The 19727-nt window shown below is 50.9% G+C and carries 20 protein-coding genes, 1 tRNA gene and 1 pseudogene; 12 read left to right on the top strand and 10 right to left on the bottom strand.

Features of this window, described 5'->3' with window-relative positions; translation table 11 throughout:
* On the top strand, nt 1–280 hold a 280-nt coding region (locus D9734_RS23345; RefSeq protein WP_205712812.1), incomplete at its 5' end, for a hypothetical protein.
* A gap of 468 nt (nt 281–748) precedes the next feature.
* Here the strand turns inward: D9734_RS23345 and D9734_RS06095 are convergent.
* Nucleotides 749–833, bottom strand: a tRNA-Leu gene (locus D9734_RS06095).
* A 30-nt stretch (nt 834–863) separates the two neighbouring features.
* Entirely contained in the window at nt 864–986 is a 123-nt protein-coding gene (locus D9734_RS23695; protein WP_276320411.1) for a hypothetical protein, read from the bottom strand.
* Nucleotides 987–1026: 40 nt separating this feature from the next.
* Here D9734_RS23695 and D9734_RS06090 point away from each other — a divergent pair.
* Nucleotides 1027–1213, top strand: a pseudogene (locus D9734_RS06090) (alcohol dehydrogenase); the annotation flags it as partial.
* Nucleotides 1214–1322: 109 nt separating this feature from the next.
* On the top strand, nt 1323–2825 hold the full coding sequence (locus tag D9734_RS06085) for a helicase HerA-like C-terminal domain-containing protein (RefSeq protein ID WP_130206088.1): 1503 nt from the start codon (nt 1323–1325) through the stop codon (nt 2823–2825).
* Nucleotides 2826–2950: 125 nt separating this feature from the next.
* Here the strand turns inward: D9734_RS06085 and lptG are convergent, their stop codons facing one another.
* The 3 genes from lptG to ytgA all read right to left on the bottom strand — a co-directional run bounded on the left by lptG (nt 2951) and on the right by ytgA (nt 5246).
* Entirely contained in the window at nt 2951–4033 is a 1083-nt protein-coding gene (gene lptG / locus D9734_RS06080) for an LPS export ABC transporter permease LptG (RefSeq protein ID WP_105290080.1), read from the bottom strand.
* A complete protein-coding gene (gene lptF, locus D9734_RS06075; RefSeq protein ID WP_105290081.1) occupies nt 4033–5133 on the bottom strand; it encodes an LPS export ABC transporter permease LptF in 1101 nt (366 codons plus the stop codon). Before lptF ends, lptG begins: the two co-directional genes overlap by 1 nt.
* A gap of 62 nt (nt 5134–5195) precedes the next feature.
* A complete protein-coding gene (gene ytgA, locus D9734_RS23485; protein WP_211180521.1) occupies nt 5196–5246 on the bottom strand; it encodes a protein YtgA in 51 nt (16 codons plus the stop codon).
* Between the two features lie 153 nt (nt 5247–5399).
* Between ytgA and pepA the strand changes: the two genes are divergently transcribed.
* The 3 genes from pepA to valS all read left to right on the top strand — a co-directional run bounded on the left by pepA (nt 5400) and on the right by valS (nt 10470).
* Nucleotides 5400–6911, top strand: coding sequence for a leucyl aminopeptidase (pepA, locus tag D9734_RS06070; protein ID WP_000397144.1), 1512 nt, complete (start codon nt 5400–5402; stop codon nt 6909–6911).
* Nucleotides 6912–7171: 260 nt separating this feature from the next.
* On the top strand, nt 7172–7615 hold the full coding sequence (gene holC / locus D9734_RS06065) for a DNA polymerase III subunit chi (protein WP_000786399.1): 444 nt from the start codon (nt 7172–7174) through the stop codon (nt 7613–7615).
* On the top strand, nt 7615–10470 hold the full coding sequence (gene valS, locus D9734_RS06060) for a valine--tRNA ligase (protein WP_130206086.1): 2856 nt from the start codon (nt 7615–7617) through the stop codon (nt 10468–10470). The genes holC and valS overlap by 1 nt, the downstream gene beginning before the upstream one ends.
* 49 nt (nt 10471–10519) lie before the next feature.
* On the opposite strand, the gene D9734_RS06055 is transcribed toward valS, so the two are convergent.
* Nucleotides 10520–11707 carry a DUF898 family protein gene (locus tag D9734_RS06055; protein ID WP_130206084.1) on the bottom strand — a complete coding sequence of 396 codons (1188 nt, stop codon included), beginning with the start codon at nt 11705–11707 and terminating at the stop codon, nt 10520–10522.
* Nucleotides 11708–11899: 192 nt separating this feature from the next.
* Between D9734_RS06055 and D9734_RS06050 the strand changes: the two genes are divergently transcribed.
* A complete protein-coding gene (locus tag D9734_RS06050; RefSeq protein ID WP_130206082.1) occupies nt 11900–12403 on the top strand; it encodes a GNAT family N-acetyltransferase in 504 nt (167 codons plus the stop codon).
* Between the two features lie 45 nt (nt 12404–12448).
* On the opposite strand, the gene rraB is transcribed toward D9734_RS06050, so the two are convergent.
* On the bottom strand, nt 12449–12865 hold the full coding sequence (rraB, locus tag D9734_RS06045; RefSeq protein ID WP_130206080.1) for a ribonuclease E inhibitor RraB: 417 nt from the start codon (nt 12863–12865) through the stop codon (nt 12449–12451).
* A gap of 161 nt (nt 12866–13026) precedes the next feature.
* Between rraB and argF the strand changes: the two genes are divergently transcribed.
* Entirely contained in the window at nt 13027–14031 is a 1005-nt protein-coding gene (argF, locus tag D9734_RS06040; protein ID WP_130206078.1) for an ornithine carbamoyltransferase, read from the top strand.
* Nucleotides 14032–14077: 46 nt separating this feature from the next.
* Here argF and tabA read toward each other — a convergent pair whose 3' ends face one another.
* Nucleotides 14078–14530 (bottom strand): toxin-antitoxin biofilm protein TabA, encoded by a 453-nt coding sequence (gene tabA, locus D9734_RS06035; RefSeq protein WP_130206076.1) that lies wholly within the window; start codon nt 14528–14530, stop codon nt 14078–14080.
* A gap of 41 nt (nt 14531–14571) precedes the next feature.
* Complete coding sequence (locus D9734_RS06030) at nt 14572–14811, bottom strand: hypothetical protein (RefSeq protein WP_130206074.1); 240 nt, start codon at nt 14809–14811, stop codon at nt 14572–14574.
* Between D9734_RS06030 and pyrL the strand changes: the two genes are divergently transcribed.
* The 4 genes from pyrL (at nt 14791) to D9734_RS06010 (ending at nt 16797) form a co-directional block, all read left to right on the top strand.
* A complete protein-coding gene (gene pyrL / locus D9734_RS06025) occupies nt 14791–14925 on the top strand; it encodes a pyr operon leader peptide (protein ID WP_032341226.1) in 135 nt (44 codons plus the stop codon). The genes D9734_RS06030 and pyrL overlap by 21 nt on opposite strands.
* Before the next feature lie 3 nt (nt 14926–14928).
* Nucleotides 14929–15864 (top strand): aspartate carbamoyltransferase, encoded by a 936-nt coding sequence (gene pyrB, locus D9734_RS06020; protein ID WP_000013052.1) that lies wholly within the window; start codon nt 14929–14931, stop codon nt 15862–15864.
* A 12-nt stretch (nt 15865–15876) separates the two neighbouring features.
* Entirely contained in the window at nt 15877–16338 is a 462-nt protein-coding gene (gene pyrI, locus D9734_RS06015; protein WP_000148581.1) for an aspartate carbamoyltransferase regulatory subunit, read from the top strand.
* A 72-nt stretch (nt 16339–16410) separates the two neighbouring features.
* A complete protein-coding gene (locus D9734_RS06010) occupies nt 16411–16797 on the top strand; it encodes an enamine/imine deaminase (RefSeq protein WP_000047542.1) in 387 nt (128 codons plus the stop codon).
* A 205-nt stretch (nt 16798–17002) separates the two neighbouring features.
* Here D9734_RS06010 and mgtA read toward each other — a convergent pair whose 3' ends face one another.
* Nucleotides 17003–19699, bottom strand: coding sequence for a magnesium-translocating P-type ATPase (gene mgtA, locus D9734_RS06005; RefSeq protein WP_130206072.1), 2697 nt, complete (start codon nt 19697–19699; stop codon nt 17003–17005).
* Nucleotides 19700–19727 lie beyond the last annotated feature (28 nt).

Genomic DNA, 19727 nt, shown 5'->3' with positions numbered 1-19727 from the left:
CAAATTCACTATGCCACTACATATTGATTATATACAGGGAGATGGTTATCGGAACCACGACAGCCTCCCTGAACTAGCATTAATATCATCAGATCTCCTATCTCTAAACCATAAGAAAGCAGGAGCAACAGTGATGCATGTTTTTGCCGAATTGAATCAAGAGATCTCAAGGAGAGATACTAATGTAAACGGAGAAATGATGGCGGATGCTCAACGGAAACTTAGAGAGCTTCCAGTTAATAAATTATGCCTAATCAATCCATTCTCACTAAGAACTTAAACAAAAGAAGCCATAAAGCCCCGTTGGTGGTACTAGCGACCAGCGGAGCAAAGCGACAGCCTCAAACGGCTTATGTACAGACTGGCTAACTTATCAGGATAACCGTGTACCCTTGCGGGAGCGTGGCTGAGACGCTGGTAGAGCCTGCATATCGTATACAGGTACGCACCACCATAGACCTGTTTACGCCGCCATTCAGATCTAAAATTCAGATACAGGAAGACAGCACATCGGGCTTGAATGCTTAGTTAGTCTGCTTTGGAAGGATTTATAGACGTGGTATCGTCATCAGCTTCGAGTTCTTAATACCTGTTCGAGCTGTACAACTACAGGCCGTTACAGTTAAGATCTCCCATTACAATCATCAACCATAGCGGCAGTTCAGGGTAATAGATTACGGGAAAATATTAGTAGCAATAGACAGGGTTTTCACCATAACTCGTTGAAAAACAAGCTATTGCAAACTAATGGTGCCGAAGGCCGGACTCGAACCGGCACGTATTTCTACGGTTGATTTTGAATCAACTGCGTCTACCGATTTCGCCACTTCGGCACTGAAGAGGTATGCGGAAAACGTTGTGGATTATACCTGCCACGCGCCGCCATGCAAGCGCCAGCTTGCTCCCACTTTGCTAAGTGCTGAAATTTTCAGCATTACACTCAGCGATATGTAACCTTTGTCACACTCCAGGCCCCGTCCTACCATGCTCTACACTTCCCGGGCAACACCAGAGGACGACAAAAGCATGTCGATAATCAATAACGAATAGGGATTTTCGCAATATCCGCTACTTGCCGAACATAAGGTGATTCGCCGCGTGGTTGCCCAGGGTAGCGCCACGCAGCAGTGGTCACTGCGGCGCCTGTATTCGCGATAATCAGACCAACTTCTGGCAAGGTGCGGTGCCTACAATTATGAATTGCGGAGACTTTGTTGGGTCGCTTCTGCCAGGCCTTTAAGATATCTCGCAATCGGCTGAATTTAGTGGTGAAAACTTTTTAACCGTGCCTATACTCCAGACAGGGAACTGGAGGAAATCTCATGAGCGAACCACGTTTAATTGCCCGCACGCCGGACACAGAACTGTTTTTACTACCCGCTATGGCTAACCGTCACGGACTGATTACTGGCGCAACGGGGACAGGTAAAACTGTCACGCTGCAAAAACTGGCGGAATCTCTGTCAGAAATCGGCGTACCGGTGTTTATGGCCGATGTAAAAGGTGATTTGACCGGGGTTGCGGCAGAAGGTACCACCTCGGAAAAACTGCTCGCTCGGTTGAAAAATATCGGCGTCAACGACTGGCAACCACATGCTAATCCAGTGGTGGTATGGGATATTTTTGGTGAGAAAGGTCATCCAGTGCGGGCAACGGTATCGGATCTCGGGCCGTTGTTGCTGGCGCGTTTGTTGAATCTCAACGATGTGCAATCTGGCGTCCTGAATATCATTTTCCGTATTGCTGACGATCAGGGATTGTTGCTTCTCGACTTTAAAGATTTGCGGGCGATTACCCAATACATCGGTGATAACGCCAAATCATTCCAGAATCAGTACGGTAATATCAGTAGCGCATCGGTTGGCGCCATCCAGCGCGGATTACTGACGCTGGAACAGCAAGGGGCGACGCATTTCTTTGGCGAGCCGATGCTGGATATCAAAGACTGGATGCGTACCGATGCCAACGGTAAGGGTGTTATCAATATCCTTAGCGCCGAAAAACTCTACCAGATGCCAAAACTGTACGCCGCCAGCCTGTTGTGGATGCTTTCAGAGTTGTATGAACAACTGCCGGAAGCAGGCGATCTGGATAAACCGAAACTGGTGTTTTTCTTCGACGAAGCGCATCTGTTGTTTAACGATGCGCCGCAGGTGCTGCTGGATAAGATTGAACAGGTAATAAGGCTTATCCGTTCAAAAGGCGTGGGCGTCTGGTTTGTTTCGCAAAACCCTTCTGATATTCCAGACAACGTGCTTGGGCAGTTGGGAAATCGCGTTCAGCACGCTCTGCGCGCCTTTACACCGAAAGACCAGAAAGCGGTGAAGACAGCAGCGCAAACCATGCGACCTAATCCTGCATTTGATACGGAAAAGGCGATTCAGGAACTAGGAACCGGCGAAGCGTTGATCTCTTTTCTGGATGCGAAAGGAAGCCCTTCTGTGGTAGAGCGTGCGATGGTGATCGCGCCTTGTTCACGGATGGGGCCGGTGACAGAAGATGAGCGTAATGGCTTGATTAATCACTCCCCGGTGTATGGCAAGTATGAAGATGACGTGGACCGGGAATCCGCCTATGAGATGTTGCAAAAAGGCGTACAGGCAAGTACCGAGCAGCAAAATACCCCTCCGGCCAAAGGGAAAGAGATAAGTGAAGATGATGGTATTCTGGGTGGGTTGAAGGATATTTTGTTTGGCACTACCGGACCACGCGGCGGGAAGAAAGATGGCGTGGTGCAAACAATGGCGAAAAGCGCCGCCCGCCAGGTGACGAATCAGATTGTACGCGGTGTGCTGGGGAGTTTGCTTGGGGGGAGAAAAAGGTAAGTCAGGCGCTGTTTGTGTTCTCTCACACCAGCTTGCCTTTGCCTGATGCACTACGCGTATCAGGCCTACGCCACTTTGCTAACAATAATAAAGGGAGCTTTAGCTCCCTTTATTCATTCATCAAGTTACGATTTTCTCATTAACAGCCACAGACTGATTAAGAAGAAGCTGGCGCTTGGCAACAGTGCGCCGATAATCGGCGGGATGCCGTAAACCAACGTCAGCGGGCCGAAGATCTGGTCCAGTACGTAGAACACAAAACCGAAGCTAATACCGGTGACCACACGAACGCCCATCGGCACGCTGCGCAGTGGACCGAAGATAAATGACAGCGCCATCAGCATCATTACCGCCACGGATAGCGGCTGGAAGATTTTGCTCCACATATTAAGCTGGTAGCGCCCGGCGTCCTGACCGCTCGACTTCAGATACTTCACGTAGTTGTGCAAACCACTGATGGAGAGCGCATCCGGATCCAGCGCTACCACGCCCAGTTTGTCCGGCGTGAGGTTGGTTTTCCAGGTGCCGCTCACCGTCTGCGAACCGGTTATCTGTTTTGGATTGGTCAGGTCAGATTCATCAACCTGCGACAGACGCCAGACTTTATGTTCAGGGTCAAACTTCGCGGAAGCGGCATAGCGAACGGATTGCAGACGACGATTCTCGTTAAAGGCATAAATACTGATACCACCTAACTCTTCATCACCTTTTACTCGCTCAATATAGACAAAGTTGTCACCATCTTTAGCCCATAAACCTTGCTGAGTAGAAAGCAACGAACCACCGTACATCGCCTGCGCGCGGTAATTACGCGCCATCTGTTCGCCCTGCGGCGCGACCCATTCGCCAATCGCCATCGTCAGCAAAACCAGTGGAATGGCGGTTTTCATTACTGACAACGCGACTTGCATGCGGGTAAAACCAGAAGCCTGCATCACCACCAGTTCGCTGCGCTGCGCCAGCATCCCTAGCCCGAGCAACGCGCCCAGCAGGGCCGCCATCGGGAAGAAGATTTGCACATCTTTCGGCACGCTCAACAGGGTATACATTCCCGCGCCTACCGCGTCGTAACTCCCCTGCCCGGCTTTTTTCAGCTGATCGACAAACTTGATAATGCCGGAGAGCGACACCAGCATGAACAGCGTCATCATGATGGTGGTGAAAATGGTTTTACCGATATAGCGGTCAAGAACACCAAAAGGTTGCATCACACCGCTCCTTTACGCGAAAAACTGGCGCGCAGTCGGCGGACCGGTACTGTGTCCCAAAGGTTGAGAACAATCGCCAAAGCCAGATAAATCAGGTTAACGGTCCACATCCACAGCGTCGGGTCCAGCTTACCTTTACCGCCGTTAGATTTAAGGGAGGTCTGGATCAGGAAGAAAAGCAGATATAGCAGCATGGCTGGCAGCATCGACAGGACACGTCCCTGACGCGGGTTAACCACGCTCAGAGGCACAACCATGAGCGCCATCATAAACACGGTGAATACCAGCGTGATACGCCAGTTCAGTTCTGCGCGGGCACGATCGGTGTCGGTGTTCCACAATGTGCGCATGTCCATCTGGTCGGTATCGTTCGGGTCGAGCGCCACCGCCTGGTGACCAATGATCGCCTGATAATCCTGGAAGTCCGTAATGCGGAAATCACGTAACAGTGCAGTGCCTTCGAAGCGCGTTCCCTGGTTGAGGCTGACGACCTGGGATCCGTCGCGAAGTTGCGTTAAATGTCCGGAATCGGCCACCACCACGGAAGGACGCGCGTTACCTTTTGGTCGAATTTGCGCGAGGAACACATCTTTGAAATCGCTGCCGTCAACGCTTTCGATGAACAGCACTGAGCTGCCATTAGTCGCTTGCTGGAATTGCCCTTGCGCCAGCGCCGCCATGCCTGGGTTAGCTTTCGCTTCTGCCAGCACTTCATCCTGATGGCGCGATGACCACGGCCCCGCCCACATAACGTTAACCGCCGCGACAATCGCCGTGAACACCGCGAGAACCATCGCCGCTTTCACCAGCACCGCTTTGCTCAGGCCGCAGGCATGCATTACCGTAATTTCACTTTCGGTATACAGTTTGCCCAGCGTCATCAGCAGCCCGAGGAACAGGCTTAATGGCAGGATAAGCTGCGCCATTTCCGGCACGCCCAACCCGAGAAGGGAGAGCACCAGATTCGCCGGAATATCGCCGTCAACTGCTGCGCCGAGGATCCTCACTAACTTTTGACAGAAGAAGATCAAAAGCAAGATGAAGAGTATCGCCAGCTGGCTTTTGAGCGTCTCCCGCACCAGATATCTTATGATTATCACTTTAAATACGCCCGTAAAAACTCGTCTTTTGCAGGATTTTAGCTTGTTTCATGGCTTAAACGTCATTTATTCTCTTGAGTCGTCGAAATCGTCGCTAAGATAATTATACTCAACGGATTCACCTCTCAGATTTTGTTCTGACGTGCCAATGCCGTAATAACGTTAAGATTAACACGAAGTCATCGCAACAGCGGACATGAGTTACGAAAGCTTGCAATTCTATCTGTAGCCACCGCCGTTGTCTTTAAGATTCAGGAGCGTAGTGCATGGAGTTTAGTGTAAAAAGCGGTAGCCCGGAGAAACAGCGGAGTGCCTGCATCGTCGTGGGCGTCTTCGAACCACGTCGCCTTTCTCCGATTGCAGAACAGCTCGATAAAATCAGCGATGGGTACATCAGCGCCCTGCTGCGCCGAGGCGAACTGGAAGGAAAACCGGGGCAGACGCTGTTGCTGCACCATGTGCCGAACGTGCTTTCTGAGCGCATTCTCCTTATTGGTTGCGGTAAAGAACGTGAGCTGGATGAGCGCCAGTACAAGCAGGTGATTCAGAAAACCATTAATACGCTGAATGATACTGGCTCGATGGAAGCGGTCTGCTTCCTGACTGAACTGCACGTTAAAGGCCGTAACAACTACTGGAAAGTGCGCCAGGCTGTCGAGACGGCAAAAGAGACACTCTACAGTTTCGATCAGCTGAAAACGAACAAGAGCGAACCGCGTCGTCCGCTGCGTAAAATGGTGTTCAACGTGCCGACCCGCCGTGAACTGACCAGCGGGGAGCGCGCGATCCAGCACGGTCTGGCGATTGCCGCCGGGATTAAAGCAGCAAAAGATCTCGGCAATATGCCGCCGAATATCTGTAACGCCGCTTACCTCGCCTCTCAGGCGCGCCAGCTGGCTGACAGCTACAGCAAGAATGTTATTACCCGCGTTATCGGCGAACAGCAGATGAAAGAGCTGGGGATGCATTCCTATCTGGCAGTCGGTCAGGGTTCGCAAAACGAATCGCTGATGTCGGTGATTGAGTACAAAGGCAACGCGTCGGAAGATGCACGCCCTATCGTGCTGGTCGGTAAAGGTTTAACCTTCGACTCCGGCGGCATCTCCATCAAGCCTTCAGAAGGCATGGATGAGATGAAGTACGATATGTGCGGTGCGGCGGCGGTTTATGGCGTGATGAGGATGGTCGCGGAACTGCAACTGCCGATTAACGTTATCGGCGTGCTGGCAGGCTGCGAAAACATGCCTGGCGGGCGTGCCTATCGTCCGGGCGATGTGTTAACCACCATGTCCGGTCAAACCGTAGAAGTGCTGAATACCGACGCCGAAGGCCGCCTGGTACTGTGCGACGTGTTAACTTACGTTGAGCGTTTTGAGCCGGAAGCGGTGATTGACGTGGCGACGCTGACCGGTGCTTGCGTTATCGCGCTGGGTCATCACATTACCGGTCTGATGGCGAACCATAACCCGCTGGCCCATGAGCTGATTGCTGCATCTGAACAATCCGGTGACCGCGCATGGCGTTTACCGCTGGGTGACGAGTACCAGGAACAACTGGAGTCCAATTTTGCCGATATGGCGAACATTGGCGGTCGTCCTGGCGGGGCGATTACCGCAGGTTGCTTCCTGTCGCGCTTTACCCGCAAGTACAACTGGGCGCACCTGGATATTGCAGGAACAGCCTGGCGTTCTGGTAAAGCAAAAGGCGCAACCGGTCGTCCGGTGGCGTTGCTGGCACAGTTCCTGTTGAATCGCGCCGGGTTTAACGGCGAAGAGTAATTGCATCAGGCAAAGTTGTTATTGTCGGATGCGGTGTGAACGCCTTATCCGACCGACACACAGCACTGAACTCGCAGGCCTGATAAGACGCGGCAGCGTCGCATCAGGCAACGCTGTTATTGTCGGATGCGGCGTGAACGCCTTATCCGACCGACACACAGCACTGAACTTGTAGGCCTGATAAGACGTGGCAGCGTCGCATCAGGCAATGCTGTGTATTACCAGATGCATATTTAAATCCACCACAAGAAGCCCCATATATGAAAAACGCAACGTTCTACCTTCTGGACAATGACACCACCGTCGATGGCTTAAGCGCCGTTGAGCAGCTGGTGTGTGAAATTGCCGCAGAACGTTGGCGCAGTGGTAAGCGCGTGCTCATCGCCTGTGAAGATGAAAAGCAGGCTTACCGGCTGGATGAAGCCCTGTGGGCGCGTCCGGCAGAAAGCTTTGTTCCGCATAATTTAGCGGGAGAAGGACCGCGCGGCGGTGCGCCGGTGGAGATCGCCTGGCCGCAAAAACGCAGCAGCAGCCCGCGCGATATATTGATTAGTCTGCGAACAAGCTTTGCAGATTTTGCCACCGCTTTCACAGAAGTGGTAGACTTCGTTCCTTATGAAGATTCTCTGAAACAACTGGCGCGCGAACGCTATAAAGCCTACCGCGTGGCTGGTTTCAACCTGAATACGGCAACCTGGAAATAATGGAAAAGACATATAACCCACAAGATATCGAACAGCCGCTTTACGAGCACTGGGAAAAGCAGGGCTACTTTAAGCCTAATGGCGATGAAAGCCAGGAAAGTTTCTGCATCATGATCCCGCCGCCGAACGTCACCGGCAGTTTGCATATGGGTCACGCCTTCCAGCAAACCATCATGGATACCATGATCCGCTATCAGCGCATGCAGGGCAAAAACACCCTGTGGCAGGTCGGTACTGACCACGCCGGGATCGCTACCCAGATGGTCGTTGAGCGCAAGATTGCCGCAGAAGAAGGTAAAACCCGTCACGATTACGGCCGCGAAGCTTTCATCGACAAAATCTGGGAATGGAAAGCGGAATCCGGCGGCACCATTACCCGTCAGATGCGCCGTCTCGGCAACTCCGTCGACTGGGAGCGTGAACGCTTCACCATGGACGAAGGCCTGTCCAATGCGGTGAAAGAAGTTTTCGTCCGTCTGTATAAAGAAGACCTGATTTACCGTGGCAAACGCCTGGTAAACTGGGACCCGAAACTGCGTACCGCTATCTCTGACCTGGAAGTAGAAAACCGCGAATCGAAAGGTTCGATGTGGCACATCCGCTATCTGCTGGCTGATGGCGCGAAAACCGCAGACGGTAAAGATTATCTGGTGGTTGCGACTACCCGTCCGGAAACCTTGCTGGGCGACACCGGCGTGGCCGTTAACCCGGAAGACCCGCGTTACAAAGATCTGATTGGCAAATATGTCATTCTGCCGCTGGTTAACCGTCGTATTCCGATCGTGGGCGACGAACACGCCGATATGGAAAAAGGCACCGGCTGCGTGAAGATCACTCCGGCGCACGACTTTAACGACTATGAAGTCGGTAAACGTCACGCCCTGCCGATGATCAACATCCTGACCTTTGACGGTGATATCCGTGAAAGCGCTCAAGTGTTCGATACCAAAGGTAACGAATCTGATGTTTATTCCAGCGAGATCCCGGCAGAGTTCCAGAAACTGGAGCGTTTTGCTGCGCGTAAAGCCATCGTTGCTGCGGTTGACGCGCTTGGCCTGCTGGAAGAAATTAAACCGCACGACCTGACCGTTCCTTACGGCGACCGTGGCGGCGTAGTTATCGAACCGATGCTGACCGATCAGTGGTACGTGCGTGCCGATGTACTGGCGAAACCGGCGGTTGAAGCGGTTGAGAACGGCGACATTCAGTTCGTACCGAAGCAGTACGAAAACATGTACTTCTCCTGGATGCGCGATATTCAGGACTGGTGTATCTCTCGTCAGCTGTGGTGGGGTCATCGTATCCCGGCATGGTACGACGAAGCGGGTAACGTTTATGTTGGCCGCAACGAAGACGAAGTGCGTAAAGAAAATAACCTTGGTGCTGATGTTGCCCTGCGTCAGGACGAAGACGTTCTCGACACCTGGTTCTCTTCTGCACTGTGGACCTTCTCCACGCTTGGCTGGCCGGAAAACACCGACGCCCTGCGTCAGTTCCACCCAACCAGCGTAATGGTGTCTGGTTTCGACATCATCTTCTTCTGGATTGCCCGCATGATCATGATGACCATGCACTTCATCAAAGATGAAAATGGCAAACCGCAGGTGCCGTTCCACACCGTTTACATGACCGGTCTGATTCGTGATGACGAAGGCCAGAAGATGTCCAAATCCAAGGGTAACGTTATCGACCCGCTGGATATGGTTGACGGTATTTCGCTGCCAGAACTGCTGGAAAAACGTACCGGCAATATGATGCAGCCACAGCTGGCGGATAAAATCCGTAAGCGCACCGAGAAGCAGTTCCCGAACGGCATTGAGCCGCACGGTACTGACGCGCTGCGCTTCACCCTGGCGGCGCTGGCTTCTACCGGTCGTGACATCAACTGGGATATGAAGCGTCTGGAAGGCTACCGTAACTTCTGTAACAAGCTGTGGAACGCCAGCCGCTTTGTGCTGATGAACACGGAAGGTCAGGATTGCGGCTTCAACGGCGGCGAAATGACACTGTCACTGGCGGACCGCTGGATTCTGGCTGAGTTCAACCAGACCATCAAAGCGTACCGCGAAGCGCTGGACAGCTTCCGCTTCGATATTGCCGCAGGCATTCTGTATGAGTTCACCTGGAACCAGTTCTGTGACTGGTATCTGGAGCTGACTAAGCCGGTAATGAACGGTGGCACCGAAGCCGAACTGCGCGGTACTCGCCATACGCTGGTGACCGTGCTGGAAGGTCTGCTGCGCCTCGCGCATCCGATCATTCCGTTCATCACCGAAACCATCTGGCAGCGTGTGAAAGTACTTTGCGGCATCACTGCCGACACCATCATGCTGCAACCGTTCCCGCAGTACGATGCGTCTCAGGTGGATGAAGCGGCGCTGGCCGACACTGAGTGGCTGAAGCAGGCGATCGTTGCGGTACGTAACATCCGTGCAGAAATGAACATCGCGCCGGGCAAACCGCTGGAGCTGCTGCTGCGTGGTTGCAGCGCGGATGCAGAACGTCGCGTAAATGAAAACCGTGGCTTCCTGCAAACGCTGGCGCGTCTGGAAAGCATCACCGTGCTGCCTGCCGATGACAAAGGTCCGGTTTCCGTTACCAAGATCGTCGACGGTGCAGAGCTGCTGATCCCGATGGCTGGCCTCATTAACAAAGAAGATGAGCTGGCGCGTCTGGCAAAAGAAGTGGCAAAGATTGAAGGTGAAATCAGCCGCATCGAGAACAAGCTGGCGAACGAAGGCTTTGTAGCGCGCGCACCGGAAGCGGTCATCGCGAAAGAGCGTGAAAAGCTGGAAGGTTATGCGGAAGCGAAAGCGAAGCTGATTGAACAGCAGGCAGTTATCGCCGCGCTGTAATCAACACTGTGAAGAAAACGAAGGCCGGAGCATGCTCCGGCCTTTTTATTTAGATAAACGGAACATACGGCATAATACCGCGAGATATCCACATTAACGGACCGCTATCCTGCGGTTTGTCATCATTGGTTAACTCCAGCGAATCAAGGTCGCCCTGGACATGGGTATTGTTAGCAACCCAGCTAACCATCCACATTTTCAGCCAGGGATAAGCCAGACCACAGGTAATTGAGGACCCCATTAATACCGCCAACATGCGCAAAAGCATACCGATCGCGGTAACAGATGAATGAAAACGAATAGTGCCATTTGCCAGTGTCAGATTATTCAAAAACAGATTGCGTAACGTGACATAGAGATAACTGGCAAAAACAAGAATCGCGACAAAATACAGGAAATAAGAAGCCGTAATCTGCGGGTAATATTGCAATACTAGCTCCCTGCCCGCATCAGACCTACCCAACATGGTCATCATCATTAACTGCTGAAATACTGGCGCAATCATAATACCAATCACAATGATGAAAGGAACCATGGTTAATATTGCGAGCATACAGCCTTTAATGCATTCTTTTACGTTGACCTTAATGGAAAATTGATGGACACCAAAAGTCGCGTTATTACCCAGTAATGGCATCCACTTGCTATAGGTAATACCATTGATAACACCCAGTCCGATGACGGAAAGCAAACTTAAGACCACTAAGTTAAAGATTAACCCACCTATCGATGTCGTCACTTGCGCAATAAGGTGCAGTGCGAGCCAAAAAGCTAACGCCAACAGAACAGGCAGACCTAACATAACCCACCATGCACGAAGCATTGAGCAGTTAAAGCCAAAGCGAATGTCATTCAGCGAGGTCATGTTCGCCTGATACTGCAGACTCTTCACTGCCATGCAAGGAATACCGCAGATCAAGAGAGCAAACAGGAATAAACCGAGCGCAAAGTGTTGGCCTGCAAAACAAGAAATACTGAGAAGATAAACCGCCACAATAAGTAACATGCTAACAAAAATGGCACCACCTGTTCCCTTATAACTAAATGGTTGCCCCTTGAGTGTCACATGTTGATAAATATAACGACGGCATTTTATCAATGCCCACGGCCCATATATCCCCAGAGTAATAATTGTCAGTAAAAAATTCACAAGACAAATAAGAAAATACTCACTACCCTTGCCTGTAAAAACAAATGCGTGACGAGGATTATCTTTCCCGACGTTTACACCATTCATGAACTATATCCCTAAAATAAATTCCATTCATATAGATAATAATTCCAGTCAATTGATACTGGACCACCTAGAATACGCTTTATCTAAGCGATATATGCTTAATATTTTCTGATTTATCTTCTTCTTGCACCACATAAGCGAGGGTGGTATTAAAGGGAGCTATAAATCATACATTTGAAATTGAGCTATGCTATGAATGTTGTCGTTTCGCCCGCGCTCCGTTTGCGCAAACTTACCGCCGCCGATAATCCCGCCATCGCCAGCGTCATCCGCCAGGTGTCCGCAGAGTACGGTCTTACCGCTGATAAAGGCTATACCGTCGCCGATCCCAATCTCGACGAATTGTATCAAGTGTATAGTCAGCCCGGTCATGCCTATTGGGTAGTTGAGCACAATGGCGAAGTGGTGGGCGGCGGCGGGATTGCGCCATTAGCAGGTAGTGAATCGGACATTTGCGAACTGCAGAAAATGTATTTTCTTCCCGCCATTCGCGGCAAAGGGCTGGCGAAAAAACTGGCCTTAATGGCGATGGAGCAGGCACGAGAAATGGGCTTCAAACGCTGCTATCTGGAAACGACCGCTTTTTTGAAAGAAGCGATTGGTTTGTATGAACATTTAGGTTTTCAACATATCGACTATGCACTTGGCTGCACGGGCCATGTTGATTGTGAAGTGCGGATGTTGCGCGAACTCTAAAAAAATGCCCGCTAGTGTGTGCTATCGGGCATTTTAATCAATTAATTAATGGCGAACACCGTCATCGTCTTCGTCGACATAATCTTCATCGTCGCCATCTTCGCCGTTAGGATCTTCAAAATAAGTCCCCCAACCGTCGTATTCAACGTCGAATTTCTCTGCCAGGTTCATCAATTGCTCAACCTGGGCATCGATCAGATCGGCATTCAACGCGCATTCGCTGACGATGTCACAGCAAATTACGATATCGCCATCTTCCACTTCCAGCTCTTCCGGATCGGTCACTTCGTAACCGAGTTTAAACGCTTCAACCGCTGCTTTTTCCAGGGTTTCCAGATCGTCTGCGGAAAGGTGATGTTCGATGGTGTACAGCGCGTCCGGATCGCTGCCATCTTCCAGTAATTCTTCAATAATCAAACGTGTTTCTTCACGCTGTTCTTCGAGTTGTTCCGGGTTTGCCATGACTTATTCCTCTTAATGTCCTGCTGATACTCTTATTGTCACACACCACTGACATTGCCTCCACCTTTGTGACAAAGTTTTATGCTTTAGGCTTGCAAATGAATATTCATACATATAAATTGAATTTTAATTCATTATGGCGTAAGCCACAGGAGGGATCTATGTCCGGGTTTTATCATAAGCATTTCCTGAAATTACTTGATTTCACGCCAGCTGAACTCAACACCTTGCTCCAGCTAGCCGCTAAACTAAAAGCAGATAAAAAAAGCGGTAAAGAAGAAGCCAGACTCACCGGTAAAAACATCGCGCTCATCTTCGAAAAAGACTCAACCCGTACCCGATGCTCTTTCGAAGTTGCCGCATATGACCAGGGCGCTCGCGTTACTTATCTCGGCCCGAGCGGCAGCCAGATTGGCCATAAAGAGTCAATTAAAGATACCGCCCGCGTGCTTGGCCGCATGTATGACGGTATTCAGTATCGCGGCTATGGTCAGGAGATTGTCGAAACACTGGCGGAATACGCTGGCGTCCCGGTATGGAATGGGCTGACCAATGAGTTCCACCCCACGCAACTGCTGGCAGATCTGCTGACCATGCAAGAACATTTACCGGGTAAAGCGTTTAATGAGATGAAGCTGGTCTACGCCGGAGATGCCCGCAATAACATGGGGAACTCGATGCTGGAAGCGGCCGCGCTGACCGGTCTGGATTTGCGTCTGGTGGCGCCACAGGCATGCTGGCCAGAATCTTCGCTGGTTACGGAATGCCGCGCCCTGGCACAACAAAATGGCGGGAATATTACCCTGACAGAAGATGTCGCGACTGGCGTTAAAGGTGCTGACTTTATCTATACCGATGTGTGGGTATCAATGGGTGAAGCAAAAGAGAAATGGGCTGAACGGATTGCATTGCTGCGTGATTATCAGGTGAATAGCAAGATGATGCAGTTAACTGGTAACCCGGAGGTCAAATTCCTCCACTGTCTGCCCGCGTTTCATGATGACCAAACAACGCTTGGCAAAAAGATGGCTGAAGAATTTGGCCTACATGGTGGGATGGAAGTAACAGACGAGGTTTTCGAATCTCCCGCCAGCATTGTTTTTGATCAGGCGGAAAACCGTATGCATACTATCAAAGCGGTAATGGTCGCGACGCTTGCCAAATAATTTCAGTACCGGAGGCGGCTTCACGTCGCCACCGGCAGGTACTCGCTTAAGCCATCAGCATCTTAACAACCGCTTTGCGAACCTGAGCAGGCTCACCCACTGCGCACAGCGGTTTGTGCACTTCACCCGGATAAAACACAACAAAATCGCCTTCATTAAGGATAACTGTTTTCTCTTCAATACCTTCAGGCAAAAAGGCGATGTCTTTATCAGCTAACCAGTCAGTATCCGGCGTACCCGCAGGCTGTGTGCTAAAAGTCATTCCTTCATGCCCTTTTAACACAATCTGGATGTCGAGATAGCGGGCATGATACTCCGCGCGACGCGCTTCATACGGCTCAGTCATATCTTCAGAGATAAGATAAAACAGACGATTGCCTTCGATATCATGCTTACCTTTTGGCGTTTCTGCCGTAACGTGCATTTTGATATGTTCAATGGCCTGGCGTAACTCTTCTGGCAACCACGGCTGGAGATTATGAATATTTCCGATGATCATCTTTTTCATTCCTCAATTAAAACAATGTTTCATTTCTCTCGTTATACGTAATTCCTTACTGCCATACCAGCATTTTTTGCTGTCCGATTGCGCCAGAGCATGTTTTTATGCCCGCCTACCACAAAAACAAATTTTGTTAAAAACTCAATTTTAAAGCATATAAATTCACCACAATCGTTTACCTGGGCAATTTTTTGCATTGATTGCTTGATCCCACTTTCTGGCTGAGTATAATGCCGGACAATTTGCCGGGAGGATGTATGGTTCAGTGTGTTCGACATTTTGTCTTACCGCGTCTGAAAAAAGACGCTGGCCTGCCGTTTTTCTTCCCGTTGTTCACCTATTCCCAGCCCCTCAATCGAGGGGCTTTTTTTTGCCCAGGCGTCAGGAGATAAAAGATGGCTAATCCGCTATATCAAAAACATATCATTTCCATAAACGACCTTAGTCGCGATGACCTTAATCTGGTGCTGGCGACAGCGGCGAAACTGAAAGCGAACCCGCAACCAGAACTGTTGAAACATAAAGTGATTGCCAGTTGCTTCTTCGAAGCATCAACCCGCACCCGCCTCTCTTTCGAAACCTCGATGCACCGCCTGGGCGCTAGTGTGGTGGGATTCTCTGACAGCGCAAACACCTCACTGGGAAAAAAAGGGGAAACGCTGGCTGATACCATCTCGGTTATCAGCACTTACGTCGATGCGATTGTGATGCGCCATCCACAGGAAGGTGCGGCACGCCTGGCAACCGAATTTTCCGGCAATGTACCGGTACTGAATGCCGGTGATGGCTCCAACCAACATCCGACGCAAACCTTGCTGGATCTGTTCACCATTCAGGAAACCCAGGGACGTCTCGACAATCTTCGCGTCGCAATGGTCGGCGACCTGAAATATGGTCGCACCGTTCACTCCCTGACCCAGGCGCTGGCGAAGTTCGACGGCAACCGTTTTTACTTCATCGCGCCGGACGCGCTGGCAATGCCGCAATACATTCTGGATATGCTCGATGAAAAAGGTATCGCCTGGAGTCTGCATAGTTCCATTGAAGAAGTGATGGCGGAAGTGGACATTCTGTATATGACTCGCGTGCAAAAAGAGCGTCTGGACCCGTCCGAATACGCCAACGTAAAAGCACAGTTTGTCCTGCGCGCCAGCGATCTCCACAACGCCAAAGCCAATATGAAAGTGCTGCATCCGCTGCCGCGTATTGATGAAATTGCGACGGATGTCGATAAAACGCCGCACGCCTGGTACTTCCAGCAAGCAGGCAATGGGATTTTCGCTCGCCAGGCGTTACTGGCACTGGTTCTGAATCGCGATCTGGTACTGTAAGGGGAAATAGAGATGACACACGATAATAAATTGCAGGTTGAAGCTATTAAACGCGGCACGGTAATTGACCATATCCCCGCCCAGATCGGATTTAAGCTGTTGAGCTTGTTCAAGTTAACCGAAACCGATCAGCGCATCACCATCGGTCTGAACCTACCTTCCGGCGAGATGGGCCGCAAGGATCTGATCAAAATCGAAAATACCTTTTTAAGTGAAGATCAAGTAGACCAACTGGCACTGTATGCACCGCAAGCCACGGTAAACCGTATCGACAACTATGAAGTGGTCGGCAAATCACGCCCCAGTCTGCCGGAACGTATTGATAATGTGCTGGTCTGCCCGAACAGCAACTGTATCAGCCATGCAGAACCGGTTTCTTCCAGCTTTGCCGTGAGAAAACGCGCCAATGATATTGCGCTCAAATGCAAATATTGTGAAAAAGAGTTTTCGCATAATGTGGTGCTGGCCAATTAATTGCGGTTGGTAATAAATGTCAGGCTCCCTATAATGAGCCAGACTTTTTACCGCTGTAATAAAGGAGAAATCATGAGCAAAACTATCGCGACGGAAAATGCACCCGCAGCTATCGGTCCGTATGTTCAGGGCGTTGATCTGGGCAGTATGATCATCACTTCCGGTCAGATCCCGGTAAACCCGAAAACTGGCGAAGTACCGGCAGACGTCGCTGCACAGGCGCGTCAGTCGCTGGATAACGTAAAAGCGATCGTGGAAGCGGCAGGTCTGAAAGTGGGCGATATCGTTAAAACCACCGTGTTTGTGAAAGATTTGAACGATTTCGCAACCGTAAACGCCACTTACGAAGCGTTCTTTACCGAGCACAATGCCACCTTCCCGGCACGTTCTTGCGTTGAAGTTGCACGTCTGCCGAAAGACGTGAAGATTGAGATCGAAGCGATCGCTGTTCGTCGCTAATCTTGATGGAAATCCGGGCTATCATGCCCGGATTAAGTCTGATGACAAAAGCAAAATCGCCTGATGCGCTACGCTTATCAGGCCTACGTGATTCCTGCAATTTATTGAATTTGTAGGCCGGATAAGGCGTTTACGCCGCATCCGGCATGAACAAAGCTCACTTTGTCTGCAATCTGAATCCGGGCCACCATGCCCAGTTAATTCTTTACTGCCAGCCGTAACGACGACTATAAATCCCTTTAACCAACTGCGTTAACACCATATACCCTGCCAGAATCGCAATCAGCCACGGGAAGTAACTTAACGGCAGTGCCTGCAGTTGCAGATAACCCGCCAGCGGTGAAAACGGCAACGCGATCCCCACGACTATCACGATCGCGGTCATCGCCATTAATGGCCACGACGCACAACTCTGAATAAACGGCACACGGCGGGTGCGGATCATATGCACAACCAGCGTTTGCGACAGTAATCCCACCACAAACCAGCCCGACTGAAACAGCGTTTGCGTTTCCGGCGTATTGGCATGAAATACCCACCACATCAGGCAAAACGTCAGAATATCGAAGATCGAGCTGATCGGTCCGAAGAAGATCATAAAGCGCCCCAAATCCGCCGGATTCCAACGCTGCGGCTTTTGAATTTGCTCGTCGTCGACATTATCAAACGGGATCGCCACCTGTGACACATCGTACAGCAGGTTTTGAATAAGCAAGTGTAACGGCAACATCGGCAGGAAGGGCAAGAATGCACTCGCCACCAGCACGCTGAACACATTACCGAAGTTAGAACTGGCCGTCATTTTGATGTATTTCAGCATGTTGGCAAAAGTTCGGCGTCCCTCAATAACCCCCTCTTCCAGTACCATCAGGCTTTTTTCCAGCAGAATGATATCAGCCGCTTCACGGGCAATATCTACCGCACCGTCCACAGAAATGCCGATATCCGCAGCGCGTAAGGCGGGCGCATCATTAATACCATCGCCCATAAAGCCAACCACATGCCCTTCGCGCTTTAGCAAGGTCACGATGCGTTCTTTATGCATCGGCGTCAGGCGGGCAAACAGTGTGGTACGTTGCGCCAGGCTTGACAGTTCATCGTCATTTAGCGTTTCAATATCACTACCAATTACCACCTCTCCCGCATCTAGTCCCACTTCATGGCACACTTTCGCCGCCACTAACTCACTGTCGCCAGTAAGGATTTTGACGGTAATTCCACTCGCTTTTAATGCCTTCAGTGCCGGAGCGGTTGTCTCTTTTGGCGGATCAAGGAAAGCAATATATCCTTCGAGGATCAGGTCGGATTCATCAATCCGCTGATAATCCCCTTCACGCGCGGGCAGATATTTCGTCGCCACCGCCACCACACGCAACCCCTGACGATTAAGCGTATTTGTAACCCGCTTAATCTTACGCAGCATGGTGTCATCGAGCGGAACAATCGCGCCATTGTGACGCACCTGCGAACACACATTGAGGATTTCCTGCAATGCGCCTTTGCACACCAGTTGATGGTGTTCGGCATTTTCTGCCACTACCACCGACATCCGGCGACGCTCGAAATCAAAAGGAATTTCATCCACTTTCTGCCAACGACTGGCCAGCGAGCGCGCTGACTTTTCATCTATACCTTCCAGCACCGCCGTATCAAGCAGGTTTTTAAGTCCGGTCTGGTAATGACTGTTCAACCACGCGCTATGCAGCACGCGCTCACTGGTTTTACCGGAGATATCGGTATGATTCTCCAGCACAATTTTATCTTGCGTCAGGGTGCCTGTTTTATCAGTGCACAGAATATCCATTGCACCAAAGTTCTGAATCGCATCCAGATGTTTGACGATCACTTTCTGTTTCGACAGTTTTACTGCTCCACGCGCCAGCGTCGAGGTGACAATCATCGGCAACATTTCCGGCGTTAAGCCCACCGCCACTGAAAGCGCGAAAAGTGCCGCTTCCCACCAGTCGCCTTTGGTGTACCCGTTGATCAACAGCACCACAGGCGCCATCACCAGCATAAAGCGAATCAGCAGCATACTGACGCGACTGATCCCTTGCTGAAAAGCATTCGGCTCGCTTTCCTGCTCGCTGACACGCCCCGCCAGTTGACCAAACCAGGTGTTGGCACCTGTGGCAATCACCATTGCTTGTGCCGTACCGCTCACCACGGTGGTGCCCATAAAACACAGGGTATCGCACTCCAGCGGATTGCTGTGCTCTGGCTGGCGAGTGGTTGCAGCTTTTTCCAAGGGCAGAGACTCACCGGTTAACGATGCCTGGGCGACGAACAGATCCCGCGCCTGCAAAATACGTAAATCTGCCGGGATCATATCTCCCGCCGCCAGTTTAATAATATCGCCAGGCACCAGCTGATCGATCGGGATCTCCAGCCAGCCATTTTCGCCTTTATCGTTAATTACGCGCAGCACCGTCGCAGTATTACTGACCATCGCTTTCAGGGCATCTGCTGCTTTGGTGGAGCGCGCTTCCTGAATAAAGTTCAGCAACGTAGAAATAGCTACCATTAACGCAATAACGCCCGCGGCAAATAAATCTTCCGTGGCGTAAGAAATGCCGCCGAGGATCGTGAGCAAAATATTAAAGGGGTTGCGATAACAGACCCACAAATGTACCCACCACGGCGACGGTTGTTGCGCGGGTAGTTTATTTTCACCGTGTTGTTCGCGGGCTAATTCCACTTCCGCCTGATTTAACCCTTCTGGATGCGTGCCGAAGGTTTTCCATAATTCCTTTTCTGGCATCACCGCCATTTTCAGGCAATGCGCGCTTAAGGAAGGCGGGATCGGAATATTCGCTGTCTGTTGCGCACCAGGCAACGGATCGCGATGGACCAGACGAGAAGGTAAATGGCGAATGAGCCGGGTAAAAATTTCTTTAAACATAGGAAGTCCCTCCGCACCCTGTAAGCAT

The sequence above is a fragment of the Escherichia sp. E14S1 genome, from assembly GCF_004211995.1.
Taxonomy (GTDB): Bacteria; Pseudomonadota; Gammaproteobacteria; order Enterobacterales; family Enterobacteriaceae; genus Escherichia.
This window is presented reverse-complemented; position numbering and strand designations above follow the sequence as displayed.